This window comes from Janthinobacterium sp. SUN176 (genome assembly GCF_030587335.1).
Classification (GTDB): Bacteria; Pseudomonadota; Gammaproteobacteria; order Burkholderiales; family Burkholderiaceae_D; genus Janthinobacterium; species Janthinobacterium kumbetense.
Genome location: NZ_JAPWIA010000001.1, coordinates 3,992,266 through 4,010,158, shown reverse-complemented (window position 1 = coordinate 4,010,158; position 17,893 = coordinate 3,992,266). Strand labels below are relative to the sequence as shown.

Sequence of the window (17,893 nt, the reverse complement as noted above, 5' to 3'; positions counted from 1 at the left end):
GCACCACTAACCGTATTTTTACACATCAGTATCAGAAGGGAAGCCAGCATGAAAATCCATGAGTATCAAGCCAAAGAAATCCTCCGGCAATTCGGAGTGACGGTACCACGCGGTATTCCGTGCATGTCCGTCGAAGAAGCCGTCAAGGCTGCGGAAACCCTGGGCGGCCCGGTGTGGGTTGTCAAGGCGCAGATCCACGCAGGTGGCCGCGGCAAGGGCGGCGGCGTGAAAGTGGCAAAATCGATGGAACAGGTCAAGGAATACGCTGACCAGATCATGGGCATGCAGCTGATCACGCATCAGACCAGCGCCGAAGGCCAGAAAGTCAACCGCCTGCTGGTGGAAGAAGGCGCCGACATCAAGCAAGAACTGTACGTTTCGCTGGTCACCGACCGCGTCACCCAGAAAATCGTCCTGATGGCATCGTCCGAAGGCGGCATGGACATCGAAGAAGTGGCCGAGAGCCACCCAGAGAAGATCCACCACGTCACCATCGAGCCGAGCGTTGGCCTGACCGATGCCCAGGCAGACGACATCGCGACCAAAATCGGCGTGCCTGCCGGTTCCATCGTCGACGCCCGCGTCAACCTGCAAGGCCTGTACAAAGCATACTGGGAAACCGATTGCTCGCTGGCCGAAATCAACCCGCTGATCGTCACCGGCAGCGGCAAAGTCATCGCCCTGGACGCCAAGTTCAACTTTGACCCGAACGCCCTGTTCCGTCATCCGGAAATCATCGCCCTGCGCGACCTGGACGAAGAAGATCCAGCTGAAATCGAAGCGTCGAAATTCGACCTGGCCTACATCTCGCTCGATGGCAACATCGGTTGCCTGGTGAACGGCGCCGGCCTGGCCATGGCCACCATGGACACGATCAAACTGTTCGGCGGCGAGCCAGCCAACTTCCTGGACGTCGGCGGTGGCGCCACGGCAGAAAAAGTGACCGAAGCGTTCAAGATCATGCTGAAAAACCCAGGCCTGAAAGCCATCCTGGTGAACATTTTCGGCGGCATCATGCGTTGCGACGTGATCGCCGAAGGCGTTATCGCCGCGGTGAAAGCCGTTTCGCTGAACGTACCGCTGGTGGTGCGCATGAAGGGCACCAACGAAGATCTGGGCAAAAAGATGCTGGCCGATTCCGGTCTGCCTATCATCGCAGCCGACACCATGGAAGATGCAGCCAAGAGCGTCGTTGCCGCCGCTGCCGGTCAAGCTTAATTAAGGAATCAACATGTCCATTCTGATCAATAAAGATACCAAAGTTGTTACCCAAGGGATCACCGGCAAGACCGGCCAGTTCCACACCCGCGGTTGCCGCGACTACGCGAACGGCAAAGCTGCCTTCGTGGCAGGCGTGAACCCGAAGAAAGCCGGCGAAGATTTCGAAGGCATTCCTATTTTCGCTAACGTTACCGAAGCGAAAAAAGAAACCGGCGCCAACGTTTCCGTCATCTACGTGCCGCCAGCAGGCGCGGCAGCGGCGATCTGGGAAGCTGTCGAAGCTGAAATGGATCTGGCCATTTGCATCACCGAAGGCATTCCTGTCCGCGACATGATGGCTTTGAAAGACCGCATGGCCAAAGCCAACAGCAAAACCCTGCTGCTGGGCCCTAACTGCCCAGGCTTGATCACGCCAGACGAAATCAAGATCGGCATCATGCCAGGTCACATCCACAAGAAGGGCCGTATCGGCGTCGTTTCGCGTTCGGGTACCCTGACCTATGAAGCAGTGGGTCAGCTGACCGCACTGGGCCTGGGCCAATCGTCGGCAGTCGGCATCGGCGGCGACCCGATCAACGGTCTGAAGCACATCGACATCATGAAGATGTTCAATGACGATCCAGATACCGACGCGGTCATCATGATCGGCGAAATCGGTGGTCCGGACGAAGCCAACGCGGCTTATTGGATCAAAGACAACATGAAAAAACCGGTCGTCGGCTTCATCGCTGGCGTAACGGCTCCTCCAGGAAAGCGCATGGGCCACGCCGGCGCGCTGATCTCGGGCGGTGCCGATACGGCACAAGCCAAGCTGGAAATCATGGAAGCTTGCGGCATCACCGTCACCAAAAACCCGTCGGAAATGGCGCGTCTGCTGAAAGCCATGCTGTAATCTCAGCCGGCTTACCGTAGTACAAAAAAGGAGCTTCGGCTCCTTTTTTTTGTCCGCAAGACAGGCCGCATCCCGGCCCGGGACGACGGCGCTGGTCCGAACCGGCCCAAATGTGTCGCTTTTCTTTCCACGTGTGCCGCCACTGCCCGGGCACGCCGCTGGCATGGCGCTTGCACCATGCACGGCGTGAGCAATGCACAATGGGAGGATACGATGCGCGCGCAAAGCGGATTTACCCTGATAGAACTGATGATCGTGGTGGCCATCGCCGGCATCCTGGCGGCCGTGGCCATTCCCCAGTATGGCGACTACACGATGCGGGCCAAGGTCAGCAATGTGCTGGCGGCCGCCGCGCCACTGAAGACTGCCGTGGCCCTGTGCGTGCAGGAAAACGGCGGGCTGGCTACCGCCTGCAGCACGCCTACCCAGGCCGTGCCCAGCGCCATCCCCGTGTTCAGTGCCACGCGCGAAGTGGCCAGCGCCACAGTGGACAAGGGCGATATCGTGCTGACCCTGGCGGCCGACCTGGGCACGGGTATCGGTGGACAAACCGTGACGATGACCATGAAGCCGGGCACGAGCAGCCTGACCTGGTTCAACAGCACCACCGTGACGAATGCGGCAGCGAAGGAAGCGATTACCAAAAACAACATTCCCGACGTGACGCCGACGCTGTAAGTGGCCCTGCCGCGCCAGCGTCAGACGATTTTTTGCCGGTCCGCGATCAGCGCTTCATAGGTGAGGTTTTGCAGCAAGGTGTAGTGGGTCGGTTCCAGGTCGATGAATTGCACGCCATACGTATAGATTTCCGTCACCTCGGCGGCGTGGCCATTCGACGGCTTGCCCACGCTGACGTTCTGGATGCGCGCGCGCGTGTTGACGCGCATCTGATGCTTGTTCGGCTGCACCAGCAGGGTAAAGCTGAGGGCCACGCCGTCGTCGTCCGGCGTGAGCATGCTGGGCGCCTCGATCAGCGCGCCGGAAACGCTGAGGTTGACGATGAACACGGGCACGGCCGCCACGTCGCGGTAGCTGAGCTGCGCCGGAATGTCCACTTTGACGCGCATGGCCGTGCGCAGGCTGGTGCCCTGGATGGCGTCGGGAAAGCTCAGGTGGACATAATTGAGCGGACGGCCAAAGATGCGCAGCACGCTGCAGGAAAACGAACACACGGTGACGCCGGAAAACACGCGGATGGTCAGCTTGTCGCCCTCGTTGAGCATGATGGCGGCGCCGTTTTCCATGGGAATCTTGACGATCAGGTATTCGTCTTTCACATAGCCGATCAGGGTCGAGAAATGCTGGATGGGTTTGATAGTGCGGTGCGTGATGAACTGGATGCGTCCACCCACCTGCAGATTCATGGCCTCGAATTCGAAGTCCTGGAGCTTGCTTTCCGCGGCGGGCTTGTTGCTAGTCATGCGATGCTCATCTGGATATGGTCGACTCGCAGTATGCATGATTTCTTAATGAAAAAGCATTTATATCAATGAAATTCATATTGGCATCGAAAAATGCCATGCGCGCGTGCCGGGGCAGGATTCAGGCTTTACAATTGCGTCAATATTGACGAATGTAAATTTTATGCCGCGCAGCTACTTCTGGACCATGTTGTTTCTGATCCTGCATCAAATTGACGCTGCCTACTGGAAAGAGTGGGAGATGTTTCATGTGCCGGGCGGCGTGCAGGGTTTTCTGGTGTTTAACCTGGCGGCGATTGTCCTGGTGCTGGCCGGTTACCGGCATGTGCTGCTGAACACCAGACAGGCGCCCCGCTATGCGGGTATCTGCGCCGCACTGGGCGCAGGCACCTTCCTGATCCACGCCGGCTTCGCGCTGGCGGGACTAGCGCAATTCCACTTGCCCCTGTCGATCGCCATCATCGTGCTGTGCCTGGCATGCGCCGTGTGGCTGTTGTGCGATCTGCGCCGACTCAAGGGCCAGCTGGCGCGCCAGGCAGCATGATTACACCTCGGCGTGCCAGTCGCCCGACTTGCCGCCATGTTTTTCCAGCACGCGCACGTTCGTCATGACCATGCCCCGGTCGACGGCCTTGCACATGTCGTAGATCGTCAGCAAGCCGATCTGCACGGAAGTGAGCGCTTCCATTTCCACGCCCGTCTTGCCCGTCGTGTCGACTTGGGCGCGGCAGTGCACGCTGTTGGACGCTTCGTCCACTTCAAAATCGACGGTGACGCGCGTCAGGGCCAGCGGGTGGCACAGGGGAATCAGGTCGCTGGTGCGCTTGGCGCCCATGATGGCGGCGATGCGGGCGATGCCCAGTACGTCGCCCTTCTTGGCGTTGCCCGAAATAATCAATGCCAAGGTGGCGGGCTGCATGCGGATGGTGCCGGCGGCCACGGCGCTGCGGCGCGTGTCTTCCTTGCTGCCCACGTCGACCATATGGGCCTGGCCCGTGGCGTCGAAATGGGTCAGTTCCCCGGCGGGGGCTTGCTTGTCTGCTGTTGTCATGGCGTCAAAATAGGTGAGGAGTGGGGGCGCGGCAGGCCTGACCACGACGCCATGCTACTGGCATGGCGCATGCTTGTTGCGTGGGAATGGGCGCCGCGAACAAGGTATGATAGCACCCGTGAATTCAAAAACTCTTCTTCCGATCGTCCTTGAAAACGCCGGCGCGGCATGGCTGCGCAGCTCCCGGCGCGCGTCGGTGCTGGCTGCATTGTGGCTGGCGGCACCCTGTACGCTGGCGCAAACCTATACGTCCGCGCCCGCGGCGCCGGTTGCCAGCGTGGCGGCCAAGCCGGCCGGCAGCTGGACGCCGCTGGCCGTGCCGCCGGCGCCGAATCTGCCGAACCTGGGCGACACCTCGCGCGAAGACCTGTCGCCGGCGATGGAGCGCAAGATTGGTGAGGAAATCATGCGCGGCATCCGCGGCGACCGCGACTACCTCGACGACGCGCCCTTGCTGGAATACCTGAACACCTTCGGCAACGCCCTCGTGGCGGCGCGCCCCAGCGTGCGGGGCGAAACGAATTACGACTATTTTTTCTTTGCCGTGCGCGATCCCCAGTTGAACGCGTTTGCCTTGCCGGGCGGCTTCATCGGCGTGCACTCGGCCCTGGTGCTGGCGGCGCAAACGGAGGCGGAACTGGCTTCCGTGCTGTCGCACGAGATCGGCCATGTGGCGCAGCGCCATATCGCGCGCATGCTGGGTCAGCAGCGCCAGGATGCCCTGATGCCGCTGGCCGCCATGTTGCTGGCGGCGCTCGCTTCGCGCGCGGGCGGCGACGTGGCCATGGGCGTGTTTGCCGCCGGCCAGGGCCTGGCCATCCAGCGCCAGCTCAATTTCGGCCGCGACGCCGAGCGCGAGGCGGACCGCATCGGTTTCCAGATCATGGGCGAAGCCGGTTTCGACACCACCGGCATGGTGGCCTTTTTCGGCCGTATGCAGGCGGCCAGCCGTTCGTACAGCGACCTGATGCCCGCCTATCTGCAGACCCACCCGCTGACGACGGAACGCATCGCCGACATCCAGGCGCGCATCCGCGAGCAGCCGTACAAGCAGCGTGCCGACAGCCTGAGTTTCCACCTGGCCCGGGCCCGCGCCCGCGTGCTGCAGGATGAAAGCGTGCAAGGCTTGTTGAACGCCAAGGCTCTCTTCAAGACGCAGCTGGAACAGCAAAGCCGTTTCCAGGTGACGGCTGCCCATTACGGCCTGTCTTTCGTCGCCGTCAAGCAGGGCAAGCCTGCGGAAGCGCAAAAGGAACTCGATGCGGCCAATGCGGCCCTGCACCAGCCGGCCGGGCCGAATGTGCTGACGTCGGGCGGCACGCAGGGCCCCAATTCGCTGCTGGCGGCGATGGGGCTGGAAGTGCTGTTGATGCCGGCGCAAAAGAAGGAAGTGGCGCAGCAGGCCCTGAAGGCGGCGGACGCTGCGCGCCAGCAGTTTCCCCTGTCGCGCGGCATCGCCCACCAGTATGCGGAAGCGCTGATGGCTGCCGGCAAGCTGGAGCAATCCACGCTGTATCTGCGCGAGCAGGTGCAGCTCTACAAGGAAGAGCCGGAACTGTATGATTTACTGGCGAAAGCCTATGCGGACCAGGGCAAGATGACCTTGCAGCACATGGCGCTGGCTGAATCCTACGTGCTGCAGGGCGCCACCATGGCCGCGCTGGACCAGCTGACGATTGCCCGCAAATCGACGGACGCGACTTTTTATGACCAGGCCGTGATCGATGCGCGCGAGCGCGAGTTGCAGGAAAAACGCCGCGAACAGATCAAGGACCAGAAGGGTTAGCGCTTACCCGGCTTGCGGCGCCTGCTGGAAGCCGAAGGTCTGCGCTACGCTGGCATAGGCCAGCGGCTGCACGGCAATCTCCTTGCCTGCATGCAATACGGTCAGCTTGCCCCGCTGTTCTTCCAGCCACGCCAGCAAGGCGTCGTCGCTGGCTTGCCGGCCGTCGATGCGCAGCGCGGGCAGCACCTGGGCCATGTCGCGGTCATCCACCTGCGCGACGATGTCGCCGTGGCGCAAGATCAGCGCACCGTTATCGCACCAATACGCTTGCTCGATCTGTTCCAGCGGGGCACCCGTCTGCAAGACAAAACCGTGCTGCGGGTCGCTGCGGGCGATGTAGGGCGTCGCTTCCAGATTCACATACACGCGCTGCGGGCCATTCTGGAAAAACCAGCAACCGCGTTCGTCCTGGGCGTAATTGCGGTTGATAAAGCTCAACAGGGCGGCATGGGCGATCTTGTCGCCCGGCAGTTGTTGCTGTTGCGCCTGCTGGTCGCGCATGCGCCAGTGGCCGCGCGCGTCCAGGCCCAGCCAGCCGTAGCAGTGGGGCACGTTCGGCCATTTGGCCAGGGCCTGTTTGACGAGTTCATCCATGTGTAGCGTTTTCCGTGTGAGTGCGCGCATCGCCAGCGTGACAGCTTTGCGGCGCCGATGGCGCCGTGTTGCCGCCTTCAAAAAAGTGGATCAGGCGCTGCGGCAACCAGCGTGTGCTTCCCGGCAATTTGCCTGCCGCAAAGCCGACGTGGCCGCCGTGGCGCGGATACTCGAGGGTGACCGTCGGCGCGGCGCTGCGCGGTAAGAAGCGTCCGGGCAGGAAAGGATCATTTTGCGCATTCAGTACCAGGGTCGGCACGGTGATGTCCGGCAAGACGTGCTTGGCGCTGGCGCGGTGCCAGTAATCGTCGGCGTCGCGGTAGCCGTGCAGGGGTGCCGTGACGACGTCGTCGAAGGCGTGCAGGTCGCGCGCGGCCAGCATGGCGTCGCGCGCAAACAGGCCGGGAAACTGTTCCAGCTTGGCCAGGCATTTCGGTTTCAAGGTGTTCAGGAACATGCGCGTGTAGAGCCGGTTGGCGCCGGAAGACAGGGCCTTGCCCCCTTGCGCCAGATCAAGGGGGGCGGACACGGCCGCTGCCGCATCGACGAAATCGGCCTGGTGCTGCGACTGGCCCAGCCAGCACAGCAGGGCATTGCCGCCCAGCGAGACGCCGGCCGCGTAAAACTTGCCCGTGGCGCGCGGGCGCAATGTGCGCACGACCCAGTCCACTTCCTGCGCATCGCCCGAATGGTAGAAGCGCGGCGCCAGGTTGGCTTCGCCCGAGCAGCCGCGAAAATGCGGCACGGCGCCCGACCAGCCGCGCGCGGCCACTTCGGCCATCAGGGCGCGCGCGTAATGGCTGTTCGACGAGCCTTCCAGGCCGTGGAACAGCACCACGAAGGGCTGGCCTGGCTGACCGTCGACCAGGTCGACGTCGACGAAGTCGCCATCGGGCGCTTGCCAGCGTTCGCGGCGGAAAGCCACTGCCGGTTTGGCGAGGCACACGGCCGGATAAATCGTCTGCGCGTGGCCGCCAGGCAGCCAGAGCGGGGCAGTATAGGAAAGAGACAAAGACATCAGTGCAGGATCTGCGCCCCTGTGGCGTCGGCCGGCGCGCCGCCCGGCGCGATGGAGGCATGGTGCAGCACGATGCGCCAGCCGCGCGGCGTTTTCACGTACACATTCGTCGCCAGCAGATGCGCCGGACCGCCTTCTTCCTGGGTGACGCCTTCGATCACCGTGTGCACCGAACTCATCAGATTGTGCGTTTCATGCAGCTGCGCCGGCACGATGTGCAGGCCGCCGCCCGCCAGGATGGTTTCCCACGAGGCGCGGATGGCGGCATGGCCGATCAGGCGCGCGCCGCCCGGATGGATGCAGACGATCTCTTCATCGTCGGCCCACAGCGCCATCAGCGCTTCGAGGTCGGCGCGGTGCAAGGCATCGTAGAACGCCGCTTCGACTTCCGCGGCGCTGCCATTGAGTTCTTTCAGACGTTTCATGACGACTCCGGGCTGGTCGGTATAACTTGATACAAATAAAAACGGCGCGCTGGTGGCGCGCCGCTGGGCAGTTTTTTTAATGGTGGCCGGCGCTGGCGCCTTCCTTCAGGGTATAGGCCGTGCCGCAGTACGGGCACTTGGCGATACCGTCCTTGTTGAATTCCAGGAACACACGCGGATGCGACGACCACAGCGGCATGGCCGGGTTAGGGCAGTGGGCTGGCAGGTCTTTACTGTCGAGTTCGACCGCTGGCTGGGTGGTTTTTGTCATCTTGTCATGCTCCGTGAGGCTGTATGGAAGGAAGTCGGCTGCTGCCAAAACCACGATTTTAACGGATTCAGGCAGACAGCAAAAATCATGGCTAAAATGGCGGCTCGATCATCTTCGGCTGCGGCGCGGGTTTTTACGGAAATATGGCAGCTGCAGCGCCACACTGACTGGATTTGCCTTGCCGGTATCGCCGTTGTCACCCTTGTCGCCACGCACCATTGTTGTGCAGTTACCACAGTACGCCTGCCGGAGCGCCGCGTGAACGCCGTCCTGGCCGCCAAGGACGACGCCCTGCTGAAAGATGCCTGGCGTGCCGGCCTGAACCTGGGGGCGCCCACCCTGCTGGGCATCGCCGCCTGGGGCATGGTGGTGGGCGTGGCCATGGTGAAAAGCGGCTTGACGGTGGCGCAGGCGGGGGCCATGACCCTGTTTGTCTTTGCCGGCTCGGCCCAGCTCGCGTCCTTGCCGCTGCTGGCCGCGCATGCGCCCGTGTGGGTGATCTTCGCCACGGCCCTCGTCGTCAATTTGCGTTTTGTCATCTTTTCCGTGCTGCTGGCCCCCCATTTTTCCCATCTGCCGTGGCGCCAGCGCTTTGGGCTCGGCTATGTGGCGGGCGACATCACGGTGGGCCTGTTCCTGCAGCGCTATCCGCACGAAACGCCGGACCCGGCCAAGCTGCCTTTCCTGAAAGGCTTGATTTACCCCAACTGGCTGGCCTGGCAAATCGGTTCCTTCATCGGTATCGTGCTGGGCGCCGTCGTGCCGGCCGAATGGGGCTTGGGTTTTGCCGGCACCCTGGCGATCCTGTGCGTGACGGTGCCGCTGATCCTCAGCCGCGCGGCCCTGTGCGGCGTGCTGGTGGCGGGTGCGGTGGCCGTGCTGGCCTATGGCCTGCCGTATAAGCTGGGTTTGCTGGTGGCCGTGCTGGTGGGCATGGTCAGCGCCATGGCCGTGGAAGAATTGACAGAGAAATGGACAAAACGCCATGTTTGACGGCATAGACTGGGGCAGGGCCGACGTGTGGATCGCCATCGCCGTGCTGGTGGTGGCGACAGCGGCCACGCGCAGCACCTTTTGGCTGATCGGCCATCACATCACCATTCCGCGCCGCGTGGGCGAGATGCTGCGCTATGCGCCGGCCTGCGCGCTGGCCGCCATCATCGCGCCCGACATGCTGATGGAGGGGCAGCAGGTGCACTTCGAATTGTCGAATTTGAAACTCTTGTCCGGTATTGCCGCCACGCTCTTTTTCGTGATCCGCCGCAATATGCTGCAAACCATCGTGTTTGGCATGCTGGTTTTCACGGGCTTGCGACTGTTGCACGTTTTTCAGTAAAGCAGGACAAATCGGGGATTTGCTCTGGTCATTGCGGTAAAATAGCGCACTTCCTTCCACTCGTCATCTGGATCGCCATGTCAGCTGTTCTCAACTTCATCCGTCTGCAAGATTTGATCGCCCAAAATGCACTGCAAGGCAAGCGCGTGTTTATCCGCGCCGACCTGAACGTCCCGCAAGATGACAGTGGCAAGATCACCGAAGATACGCGCATCCGCGCCTCGGTGCCGGCCATCCGCGCCGCGCTGGACGCTGGCGCCGCCGTCATGGTGACGTCGCACCTGGGCCGCCCGACGGAAGGCGAGTTCAAGCCTGCCGACAGCCTGGCGCCCGTGGCGGCACGCCTGTCCGAGCTGCTGGGCCAGGAAGTTGCATTGAAACAAAACTGGGTCGATGGCGCCGGCCTGGACAACCTGGCTGCCGGCCAGGTCGTCCTGCTGGAAAACGTGCGCGTCAACAAGGGCGAAAAGAAAAACAGCGATGAGCTGGCGCAAAAAATGGCCAAATTGTGCGATATCTACGTCAATGACGCGTTCGGCACGGCCCACCGCGCCGAAGCGTCCACGCACGGCATCGCCAAGTTCGCGCCCGTCGCCTGCGCCGGCCCGCTGCTGGCCGCCGAGCTCGATGCATTGGGCAAGGCGCTGCACGCGCCGGCCCGTCCGCTGCTGGCCATTGTTGCTGGTTCGAAAGTATCGAGCAAGCTGACCATCTTGAAAGCCCTGTCCGACAAGGTCGATAACCTGATCGTCGGCGGCGGCATCGCCAACACCTTCATGAAAGCTGTCGGCTTGAATGTCGGCAAGTCGCTGGTGGAAGCGGAACTCGTCGAGGAAGCGAAAGCCATCATCGACATCATGGCCAAGCGCGGCGCGCAAGTGCCGATTCCCGTCGATGTCGTGTGCGCCAAGGAATTCTCGCCCACGGCCGTTGCCACCGTCAAGGACGTGGCCGACGTGGCGGACGACGACATGATCCTCGATATCGGCCCGAAAACGGCGGCCCTGCTGGCGCAGCAAATCGGCGCCGCCGGCACCATCGTGTGGAACGGCCCCGTCGGCGTGTTCGAATTCGACCAGTTCGGCAACGGCACCAAGACCCTGGCCCTGGCCATTGCCGATTCGAAAGCATTCTCCATCGCTGGCGGTGGCGACACCCTGGCGGCGATTGCCAAATACGACATTACCGATCAAATCAGCTATATCTCGACGGGCGGCGGCGCTTTCCTGGAGTTCCTGGAAGGCAAGACTTTACCCGCCGTTGAAATCCTGATGCAGCGCGCCGCTTAAGGCGCTGCCGTCAGCAATTCAGTACCAAGCGCAGCCTGACCGCTGCGCTTTTACCTTGCCGGGCGGTTCAGCCGCCAGGTCTTGCTCACCTTCGCTCGCGCACAAGGACTCCTATGCCACGCGGTACAAAAATCGTAGCAACAATCGGCCCCGCTTCCACCGACTTCGATATCCTGGTGAAGATGATACGTGCGGGCGTCGACGTGGTGCGCTTGAATTTTTCCCACGGCAAGGCGCAAGACCATATCGACCGCGCGGCGCTGGTACGCCTGGCGGCGGCCGAGTGCGGCCGCGAAGTGGCCATCATGGCCGACATGCAAGGGCCGAAGATTCGCGTCGGCAAGTTTGAAAATTCCCGCATCCAGCTCGAAGCGGGCGACAAGTTCATCCTTGACGCCAAGTGGGGCGAAAATGGCGAACTGGGCAACCAGGAACGGGTCGGCCTCGACTACAAGGCCCTGCCGCGCGACTTGCACAAGGGCGACGTGCTGCTGCTGAACGACGGGCTCATCGTGCTGATCGTCGAGCGCATCCACGGCAGCGAAATCCACACCACCGTCAAGATTGGCGGCGAGTTGTCGAACAACAAGGGTATCAACCGCCAGGGCGGCGGCCTGTCCGCGCCCGCGTTGACGGCCAAGGATATGGAAGATATCAAGACGGCCATGTGTTTCCAGGCCGACTATCTGGCTATTTCCTTCCCGAAATGTGCGACCGACATGGAAATGGCGCGCCAGCTGGCCAATATCGCCGGCGAACCGTACCACCACAAGCCGATGATGATCGCCAAGATCGAGCGCGCGGAAGCCATTCCTGCCCTGCAAGAGATTCTCGACGCGTCCGACGGCATCATGGTGGCGCGCGGCGACCTGGCGGTCGAGGTGGGCAATGCGGCCGTGCCGGCCTTGCAGAAACGCATGATCAAGATGGCGCGCGCGTCGAACAAGATTGCTATTACGGCAACGCAGATGATGGAATCGATGATCGTCAACGCCGTGCCGACCCGCGCGGAAGTGTCCGACGTGGCCAATGCCGTGCTCGATGGCACGGACGCCGTCATGACGTCGGCCGAAACGGCCTCGGGCAAGTACCCGATCGAGACGGTGGAAATGATGGCCGCCATCTGCGTGGAAGCGGAACAATCCGAATACAACAAGCTCGATGCCGATTTCCTCAACGTCACCTTTACCCGCATCGACCAGTCGATCGCCTACGGCGCGCTGTTCACCGCCCATCACCTGCGCGTCAAAGCCATCGTGGCGCTGACGGAATCCGGTTCCACCGCCTTGTGGATGAGCCGCCACAGTATCGACACGCCGATCTACGCGCTCACGCCCAGTGTCACCACTTTGCGCAAAGCCGCGCTGTACCGCAATGTTCGGGCGTATCATCTGATGCAGAACGCCCCCAGCGCGCAAGTGCTGAAGCAGGCGGAAGAGCTGCTGGTGGCGCAGGGCATCGTCCGCAAGGGCGACATGATCGTCGTCACCTGGGGCGAGCCGATGGGGCAGGTGGGCGGCACGAATGCCTTGAAGATTGTGAAGGTAGGCGAATTTGAGTAAAAACTGCCCAGGGCGTTGTTGCATTGCCTAGTTGTACTAGTTGTACTGCCTTCGGCAACGCGCCTAGCCCTGAGCAGTTTGTTGGACGTTCTAATTTAGTTGAAAGAATTCAGGCGCCGCCGCAGTTATTGACCACCGCGAAGCGCCGCAACGGTTTCTATTGTTATCTGGAGTATTACCATGTCTCTCGTATCCATGCGTCAACTGCTGGACCATGCCGCCGAAAACGGTTATGGCATTCCTGCTTTCAACGTCAATAACCTGGAGCAAGTGCAAGCCATCATGGCTGCCGCCGATGCGCTGAACAGCCCGGTGATCATGCAAGCGTCCGCTGGCGCGCGCAAGTACGCAGGTGAAGCGTTCCTGCGCCACCTGATCGACGCGGCTGTCGAAGCGTATCCGCACATTCCTGTCGTCATGCACCAGGATCACGGCCAGTCGCCGGCCGTCTGCATGGCCGCCATCCGTTCGGGTTTTACTTCCGTGATGATGGACGGTTCGCTGGAAGCGGACGGCAAGTCGGTCGCTTCCTACGAATACAACGTGGAAGTGTCGCGTGAAGTGGTGAAATTCTCGCACGCCATCGGCGTGACGGTGGAAGCGGAACTGGGCGTGCTCGGTTCGCTGGAAACCATGAAGGGCGACAAGGAAGACGGCCACGGCGCCGACGGCACCATGACCCGCGAGCAACTGCTGACGGACGTGGCGCAAGCGGCCGACTTCGTACAGCGCACCCAGTGTGACGCCCTGGCGATCGCCATCGGCACCTCGCACGGCGCGTACAAGTTTACCCGCAAGCCGACGGGCGACATCCTGGCCATCGACCGCATCAAGGAAATCCACGCGCGCATCCCGAACACCCACCTGGTGATGCACGGTTCGTCGTCGGTGCCGCAGGAATTGCTGGCCATCATCCGCGAATTCGGCGGCGACATGAAGGAAACCTACGGCGTGCCAGTCGAGGAAATTCAGGAAGGCATCCGTCACGGCGTGCGCAAGATCAACATCGATACCGACATCCGCCTGGCGATGACGGCCGCGATCCGCAAGTACCTGTTCGAGAACCCGTCGAAATTCGACCCGCGCGACTTCCTGAAGCCAGCCCGCACCGCCGCCGAGCAAATCGTGCGCGCGCGCATGCAAGCGTTCGGCTGCGAAGGCCAGGCGTCGAAAATCAAGGTCATCACGATGGAAAAAATGGCCGAGCGCTACAAGGCCGGCGAGCTGTCGCAAATTGTGAAGTAAAATTCTGTCTGGAACGGGCCGGAAGCAATGCTCCGTGCCCGATTTTCTCGACCGGCGGGCACCCCCTGCCTGCCGGTTTCGTTTCATCCAACTATTCCCCCGCTATGAACAGCCTCTATCAGACTTCCATCCACTCCCTGCCATTGCTGGGCCACGGCAAGGTCCGCGACAATTACGCCGTTGGCGACGACAAGATCCTGATCGTCACCACGGACCGCCTGTCGGCCTTCGATGTCGTCATGAACGAGCCTATCCCCGGCAAGGGCAAGGTCCTCAACCAGATGAGCGATTTCTGGTTCGAGAAACTGGGCCACATCGTGCCGAACCACCTGACCGGCGTGGCGCCGGAATCCGTGGTGGCGCCAGAGGAAGTGGAGCAAGTGCAAGGCCGCGCCGTGGTGGCCAAGCGTTTGAAACCGATCATGGTCGAGGCAGTCGTGCGCGGCTACATCATCGGTTCGGGCTGGAAAGACTATCAGGACACGGGCAGCATCTGCGGCATCGCGCTGCCAGCGGGCTTGCAACAGGCGGAAAAACTGCCGGAGCCGATCTTCACCCCGGCAGCCAAGGCCGAGCTGGGCGAGCATGATGAAAACATCAGCTTTGCTGAAATGGAAGAGCGCATCGGTGCCGACCTGGCCGCCAAGATGCGCGACGTCGCCATTGCCCTGTACAAGACGGCCGCCGAATATGCGGCCACGCGCGGCATCATCATCGCCGACACCAAGTTCGAATTCGGCTTGGACGACAATGGCGTCATGCATCTGATGGATGAAGTGCTGACGGCCGACTCGTCGCGCTTCTGGCCTGCCGATTCCTATCAGCCAGGCATTTCGCCGCCGTCGTTCGACAAGCAATTCGTGCGCGACTACCTGGAAACGTTGACCTGGGGCAAGACCGCGCCGGCACCGGCGCTGCCGGCCGACGTCATCGAAAAAACCCAGGCCAAGTACTTCGAAGCCATCGAACGCCTGACGGGCGAGAAACTGAAGGCCTGAGATGAGCGAGCAGAATAAGCCGCTGGTCGGCGTCATCATGGGTTCGTCCTCTGACTGGGACGTGATGCAGAATGCAGTTGCCATCCTGAAACAGTTTGGCGTGCCGTACGAAGCGCAAGTCATTTCCGCACACCGCATGCCCGACGAGATGTATGCGTACGCGAAAAGCGCGCGCGCGCGCGGCTTGCGCGCCATCATCGCCGGCGCCGGCGGCGCGGCCCACCTGCCTGGCATGGTGGCGGCGATGACCATCGTGCCCGTGCTGGGCGTACCCGTGCCATCGAAATACTTGCGTGGCGAAGACTCCATGTTGTCCATCCTGCAAATGCCCAAGGGCGTGCCGGTCGCCACTTTCGCCATCGGCGAAGCGGGCGCGGCGAATGCGGCGCTGACGGCCGTGGCGATGCTGGCCGCTAATGACGATGTCCTGGCCGAAAAGCTGGAAGCTTTCCGTACCACGCAAACGGCCGCCGCCAAGGCCATGGTCTTGCCTGATTAATATGTTTGAAAAATAATGAATAGTAAATCGACTTCCCCATTGCTGCCTGCCGCCCATCCACCGGCGTGGCTGGGCGTGATGGGCGGCGGCCAGCTCGGCCGCATGTTTGCCCAGGCCGCCCAGAGCATGGGCTACCAGGTTGCAGTTCTTGAACCTGTGCTGGAGCCGGCCGCTACTTGCCCTGCGGGGCAGGTGGCGCAGCGCCTGATCAACGCCGGCTACAGCGATGTAGCCGGTCTCGACGCCCTGGCGGCGCAATGCCTGGCCGTCACCACGGAATTCGAGAACGTGCCGGCCGACAGCCTGTCGCGCCTGGCCGAACGCGTGTTTGTTGCCCCCAACGCCCACGGCGTGTCGGTGGCGCAAGACCGCATCGCGGAAAAGCGTTTCTTTGTCGACTGCGCCGCCAAGTCGGGCGTGCTGCCGGCGCCGCATAGGGTCATCGCCACGCAGGACGATATCGACGCCATCGGCGACGACTTGCTGCCGGGCATCTTGAAAACCGTGCGCATGGGTTATGACGGCAAGGGCCAGTTCCGCGTGCGCACGCGCGACGACGTGCGCGCCGCCTTTGCGGAAATGGGCGAGGTAACTTGCCTGTTGGAAAAAATGCTGCCGCTGGCGTATGAAGTGTCCGTGCTGACGGCGCGCGGCGTGGATGGCCAGTCGGTCGTGTATCCGATCGCCGAAAACGTGCACCGCGACGGCGTCCTGTTTACCACTACCGTGCCTGGCCCGAACGTGTCGGACGACTGCGCCGCCAGGGCGCAGCGGGCGGCGCAAGCCATGGTCGCCGAACTCGGCTATGTCGGCGTGCTGTGCATCGAATTTTTCGTGCTGGACGATGGCAGCCTGGTGGTCAATGAAATGGCGCCCCGTCCGCACAACAGCGGCCACTACACGATGGATGCCTGCGTCACCAGCCAGTTCGCGCAGCAGGTGCGGGCCATGGCGCGTCTGCCGCTGGGCGACGTGCGCCAGCATTCACCGGCCGTGATGCTCAACATCCTCGGTGATGCCTGGTTTGCCGGCGACAGCGATGTTGCCAGCGAACCGGCGTGGGACCAGGTGCTGGCGCTGCCGGGCGCGTGCCTGCACCTGTATGGCAAGGACGACCCGCGCCGTGGCCGCAAGATGGGCCACCTGACCTTCATCGCGGCCACCTTGCAAGAGGCGCAGCAGCACCTGCGCGACGCTTGCCTGATCCTGGGAATCGCGCCGTGAGCGTGCCTGCACACGACCTGGCGGCGGCCGCTGCCGTGCTGGAAGGGGGCGGCCTCGTCGCTTTCCCGACGGAAACGGTGTATGGCCTGGGCGCCGATGCGGAAAACCCGGCCGCCGTGGCGCGCATCTACGAAGCCAAGGGCCGGCCTTCGGACCATCCCGTGATCGTGCACGTGGCGCCTGGCGCCGACTTGGCGCACTGGTCCGACGATATCCCGCCCGAAGCGCAGCAACTGGTGGCTGCCTTCTGGCCTGGTCCGCTGACCCTGATCGTCAGGCGCGCCGCGCATATTCCCGATGCCGTCTCCGGCGGCCAGGATACGGTGGGCTTGCGCTGCCCGTCGCATCCGGTGGCTATCGCATTGCTACGCACCTTCAAAGGCGGCAAGGGCGGCCTGGCGGCACCGTCGGCGAACAAATTCGGCAATGTCAGCCCCACCACGGCACAGCATGTGCGCGATGAATTCGCGGCGGAACTCGCCAGCGGCTTGCTGGGCCAGGTTCTCGACGGCGGACAGAGCGATGTCGGCATCGAATCGACCATCGTCGACCTGTCGCGCCTGGCCACGCATGGTCCCGTGTTGTTGCGTCCCGGCCATATCAGCAGCGAGCAGATCGCCGCCGTCATTGGCCGCGCACCGGCCGTGGCGGACGCGGCCGCGCCGCGCGCCTCGGGCACCCTGGAATCGCATTACGCACCGCACACGCCTGTTGCGATGCAGCACAGCGATGACGTGCGTGCCACCTTGAACCGCCTGCTCAATGACGGGCGCCGCGTGGCCCTGATCCACTACTCGGATCTGCCGCCGGCCAGCGCCAGCGTGCGCCTGGCAGCGACCCCGGAAAATTATGCACATGCGCTGTATGCCTCGCTGCGCACGATGGACCAGGTCGGCGCCGAGCTGATACTCGTCGAAGCACCGCCCACCGGCCCCGCGTGGCTGGGCGTGAATGACCGTCTGCGGCGTGCCGCCTTCGGTTCAAGTGGTATCTTGCAGCAATTTCTGTCCGCATAATAAAAGCCCCGCAAGGGGCTTTTTCTTGATGCAGCGCAATAGAGA

Annotated in this window: 20 protein-coding genes; 14 read left to right on the top strand and 6 right to left on the bottom strand. The window is 62.4% G+C overall.

Features of this window, described 5'->3' with window-relative positions:
• Positions 1 to 48 precede the first annotated feature (48 nt).
• From sucC to O3299_RS18110, 3 genes are all read left to right on the top strand, one after another.
• Complete coding sequence (gene sucC, locus O3299_RS18120; RefSeq protein ID WP_034788653.1) at positions 49 to 1,218, top strand: ADP-forming succinate--CoA ligase subunit beta; 1,170 nt, start codon at positions 49 to 51, stop codon at positions 1,216 to 1,218.
• A 13-nt stretch (positions 1,219 to 1,231) separates the two neighbouring features.
• Positions 1,232 to 2,113 carry a succinate--CoA ligase subunit alpha gene (gene sucD, locus O3299_RS18115; RefSeq protein ID WP_034746085.1) on the top strand — a complete coding sequence of 294 codons (882 nt, stop codon included), beginning with the start codon at positions 1,232 to 1,234 and terminating at the stop codon, positions 2,111 to 2,113.
• 213 nt (positions 2,114 to 2,326) lie between these two features.
• Positions 2,327 to 2,791, top strand: coding sequence for a pilin (locus tag O3299_RS18110; protein ID WP_092608610.1), 465 nt, complete (start codon positions 2,327 to 2,329; stop codon positions 2,789 to 2,791).
• Between the two features lie 20 nt (positions 2,792 to 2,811).
• On the opposite strand, the gene O3299_RS18105 is transcribed toward O3299_RS18110, so the two are convergent.
• Positions 2,812 to 3,534: a flagellar brake protein gene (locus tag O3299_RS18105; protein WP_305054140.1), complete on the bottom strand. Its 723-nt coding sequence runs from the start codon at positions 3,532 to 3,534 to the stop codon at positions 2,812 to 2,814.
• Between the two features lie 163 nt (positions 3,535 to 3,697).
• On the opposite strand from O3299_RS18105, the gene O3299_RS18100 reads away from it, so the two are divergent.
• Positions 3,698 to 4,078, top strand: coding sequence for a DUF6713 family protein (locus O3299_RS18100; protein WP_369812312.1), 381 nt, complete (start codon positions 3,698 to 3,700; stop codon positions 4,076 to 4,078).
• Here O3299_RS18100 and moaC read toward each other — a convergent pair whose 3' ends face one another.
• A complete protein-coding gene (gene moaC / locus O3299_RS18095) occupies positions 4,079 to 4,585 on the bottom strand; it encodes a cyclic pyranopterin monophosphate synthase MoaC (RefSeq protein ID WP_305054138.1) in 507 nt (168 codons plus the stop codon).
• Positions 4,586 to 4,781: 196 nt separating this feature from the next.
• On the opposite strand from moaC, the gene O3299_RS18090 reads away from it, so the two are divergent.
• Positions 4,782 to 6,371 (top strand): M48 family metalloprotease, encoded by a 1,590-nt coding sequence (locus tag O3299_RS18090; RefSeq protein ID WP_305054137.1) that lies wholly within the window; start codon positions 4,782 to 4,784, stop codon positions 6,369 to 6,371.
• A 3-nt stretch (positions 6,372 to 6,374) separates the two neighbouring features.
• Here O3299_RS18090 and O3299_RS18085 read toward each other — a convergent pair whose 3' ends face one another.
• The 4 genes from O3299_RS18085 to O3299_RS18070 all read right to left on the bottom strand — a co-directional run bounded on the left by O3299_RS18085 (position 6,375) and on the right by O3299_RS18070 (position 8,679).
• Positions 6,375 to 6,965: a DUF2946 family protein gene (locus O3299_RS18085; RefSeq protein WP_305054136.1), complete on the bottom strand. Its 591-nt coding sequence runs from the start codon at positions 6,963 to 6,965 to the stop codon at positions 6,375 to 6,377.
• On the bottom strand, positions 6,958 to 7,983 hold the full coding sequence (locus O3299_RS18080) for a YheT family hydrolase (RefSeq protein WP_305054135.1): 1,026 nt from the start codon (positions 7,981 to 7,983) through the stop codon (positions 6,958 to 6,960). The genes O3299_RS18085 and O3299_RS18080 overlap by 8 nt, the downstream gene beginning before the upstream one ends.
• A complete protein-coding gene (locus O3299_RS18075) occupies positions 7,983 to 8,408 on the bottom strand; it encodes a nuclear transport factor 2 family protein (RefSeq protein WP_034780622.1) in 426 nt (141 codons plus the stop codon). The genes O3299_RS18080 and O3299_RS18075 overlap by 1 nt, the downstream gene beginning before the upstream one ends.
• A 76-nt stretch (positions 8,409 to 8,484) precedes the next feature.
• Positions 8,485 to 8,679: a zinc-finger domain-containing protein gene (locus O3299_RS18070; RefSeq protein ID WP_034780619.1), complete on the bottom strand. Its 195-nt coding sequence runs from the start codon at positions 8,677 to 8,679 to the stop codon at positions 8,485 to 8,487.
• Between the two features lie 258 nt (positions 8,680 to 8,937).
• Here O3299_RS18070 and O3299_RS18065 point away from each other — a divergent pair, with 258 nt between their 5' ends.
• The 9 genes from O3299_RS18065 to O3299_RS18025 all read left to right on the top strand — a co-directional run bounded on the left by O3299_RS18065 (position 8,938) and on the right by O3299_RS18025 (position 17,848).
• The gene (locus tag O3299_RS18065) at positions 8,938 to 9,672 is read left to right on the top strand and encodes an AzlC family ABC transporter permease (protein WP_289900146.1); all 735 of its coding nucleotides are present in this window, start codon (positions 8,938 to 8,940) and stop codon (positions 9,670 to 9,672) included.
• Positions 9,665 to 10,015: an AzlD domain-containing protein gene (locus tag O3299_RS18060; RefSeq protein ID WP_099666364.1), complete on the top strand. Its 351-nt coding sequence runs from the start codon at positions 9,665 to 9,667 to the stop codon at positions 10,013 to 10,015. The genes O3299_RS18065 and O3299_RS18060 overlap by 8 nt, the downstream gene beginning before the upstream one ends.
• Before the next feature lie 77 nt (positions 10,016 to 10,092).
• Entirely contained in the window at positions 10,093 to 11,304 is a 1,212-nt protein-coding gene (locus O3299_RS18055; RefSeq protein WP_305062851.1) for a phosphoglycerate kinase, read from the top strand.
• A gap of 113 nt (positions 11,305 to 11,417) precedes the next feature.
• Positions 11,418 to 12,866, top strand: a complete 1,449-nt coding sequence (gene pyk, locus O3299_RS18050; protein ID WP_305062850.1) for a pyruvate kinase — start codon at positions 11,418 to 11,420, stop codon at positions 12,864 to 12,866.
• A 180-nt stretch (positions 12,867 to 13,046) separates the two neighbouring features.
• Entirely contained in the window at positions 13,047 to 14,111 is a 1,065-nt protein-coding gene (gene fba / locus O3299_RS18045) for a class II fructose-bisphosphate aldolase (protein ID WP_010401625.1), read from the top strand.
• A 104-nt stretch (positions 14,112 to 14,215) separates the two neighbouring features.
• Complete coding sequence (locus O3299_RS18040) at positions 14,216 to 15,109, top strand: phosphoribosylaminoimidazolesuccinocarboxamide synthase (protein ID WP_077408674.1); 894 nt, start codon at positions 14,216 to 14,218, stop codon at positions 15,107 to 15,109.
• Between the two features lies 1 nt (position 15,110).
• Positions 15,111 to 15,608 carry a 5-(carboxyamino)imidazole ribonucleotide mutase gene (gene purE / locus O3299_RS18035; RefSeq protein ID WP_077408673.1) on the top strand — a complete coding sequence of 166 codons (498 nt, stop codon included), beginning with the start codon at positions 15,111 to 15,113 and terminating at the stop codon, positions 15,606 to 15,608.
• A 15-nt stretch (positions 15,609 to 15,623) separates the two neighbouring features.
• Positions 15,624 to 16,832 (top strand): 5-(carboxyamino)imidazole ribonucleotide synthase, encoded by a 1,209-nt coding sequence (locus O3299_RS18030; protein ID WP_305062849.1) that lies wholly within the window; start codon positions 15,624 to 15,626, stop codon positions 16,830 to 16,832.
• Positions 16,829 to 17,848, top strand: coding sequence for an L-threonylcarbamoyladenylate synthase (locus O3299_RS18025; RefSeq protein ID WP_305062848.1), 1,020 nt, complete (start codon positions 16,829 to 16,831; stop codon positions 17,846 to 17,848). Before O3299_RS18030 ends, O3299_RS18025 begins: the two co-directional genes overlap by 4 nt.
• The last annotated feature ends 45 nt before the right edge of the window (positions 17,849 to 17,893 follow it).

What these genes read in the sequence shown, in the direction of transcription:
- O3299_RS18110 (WP_092608610.1), top strand. Translation starts at nt 2,327, where the DNA reads ATGCGCGCGCAAAGCGGATTTACCCTGATAGAACTGATGATCGTGGTG.
- O3299_RS18040 (WP_077408674.1), top strand. Translation starts at nt 14,216, where the DNA reads ATGAACAGCCTCTATCAGACTTCCATCCACTCCCTGCCATTGCTGGGC.
- O3299_RS18030 (WP_305062849.1), top strand. Translation starts at nt 15,624, where the DNA reads ATGAATAGTAAATCGACTTCCCCATTGCTGCCTGCCGCCCATCCACCG.
- sucC (WP_034788653.1), top strand. Translation starts at nt 49, where the DNA reads ATGAAAATCCATGAGTATCAAGCCAAAGAAATCCTCCGGCAATTCGGA.
- sucD (WP_034746085.1), top strand. Translation starts at nt 1,232, where the DNA reads ATGTCCATTCTGATCAATAAAGATACCAAAGTTGTTACCCAAGGGATC.
- moaC (WP_305054138.1), bottom strand. Translation starts at nt 4,585, where the DNA reads ATGACAACAGCAGACAAGCAAGCCCCCGCCGGGGAACTGACCCATTTC.
- O3299_RS18070 (WP_034780619.1), bottom strand. Translation starts at nt 8,679, where the DNA reads ATGACAAAAACCACCCAGCCAGCGGTCGAACTCGACAGTAAAGACCTG.
- O3299_RS18080 (WP_305054135.1), bottom strand. Translation starts at nt 7,983, where the DNA reads ATGTCTTTGTCTCTTTCCTATACTGCCCCGCTCTGGCTGCCTGGCGGC.
- O3299_RS18105 (WP_305054140.1), bottom strand. Translation starts at nt 3,534, where the DNA reads ATGACTAGCAACAAGCCCGCCGCGGAAAGCAAGCTCCAGGACTTCGAA.
- fba (WP_010401625.1), top strand. Translation starts at nt 13,047, where the DNA reads ATGTCTCTCGTATCCATGCGTCAACTGCTGGACCATGCCGCCGAAAAC.
- purE (WP_077408673.1), top strand. Translation starts at nt 15,111, where the DNA reads ATGAGCGAGCAGAATAAGCCGCTGGTCGGCGTCATCATGGGTTCGTCC.
- O3299_RS18100 (WP_369812312.1), top strand. Translation starts at nt 3,698, where the DNA reads ATGCCGCGCAGCTACTTCTGGACCATGTTGTTTCTGATCCTGCATCAA.
- O3299_RS18060 (WP_099666364.1), top strand. Translation starts at nt 9,665, where the DNA reads ATGTTTGACGGCATAGACTGGGGCAGGGCCGACGTGTGGATCGCCATC.
- O3299_RS18075 (WP_034780622.1), bottom strand. Translation starts at nt 8,408, where the DNA reads ATGAAACGTCTGAAAGAACTCAATGGCAGCGCCGCGGAAGTCGAAGCG.
- O3299_RS18055 (WP_305062851.1), top strand. Translation starts at nt 10,093, where the DNA reads ATGTCAGCTGTTCTCAACTTCATCCGTCTGCAAGATTTGATCGCCCAA.
- pyk (WP_305062850.1), top strand. Translation starts at nt 11,418, where the DNA reads ATGCCACGCGGTACAAAAATCGTAGCAACAATCGGCCCCGCTTCCACC.
- O3299_RS18085 (WP_305054136.1), bottom strand. Translation starts at nt 6,965, where the DNA reads ATGGATGAACTCGTCAAACAGGCCCTGGCCAAATGGCCGAACGTGCCC.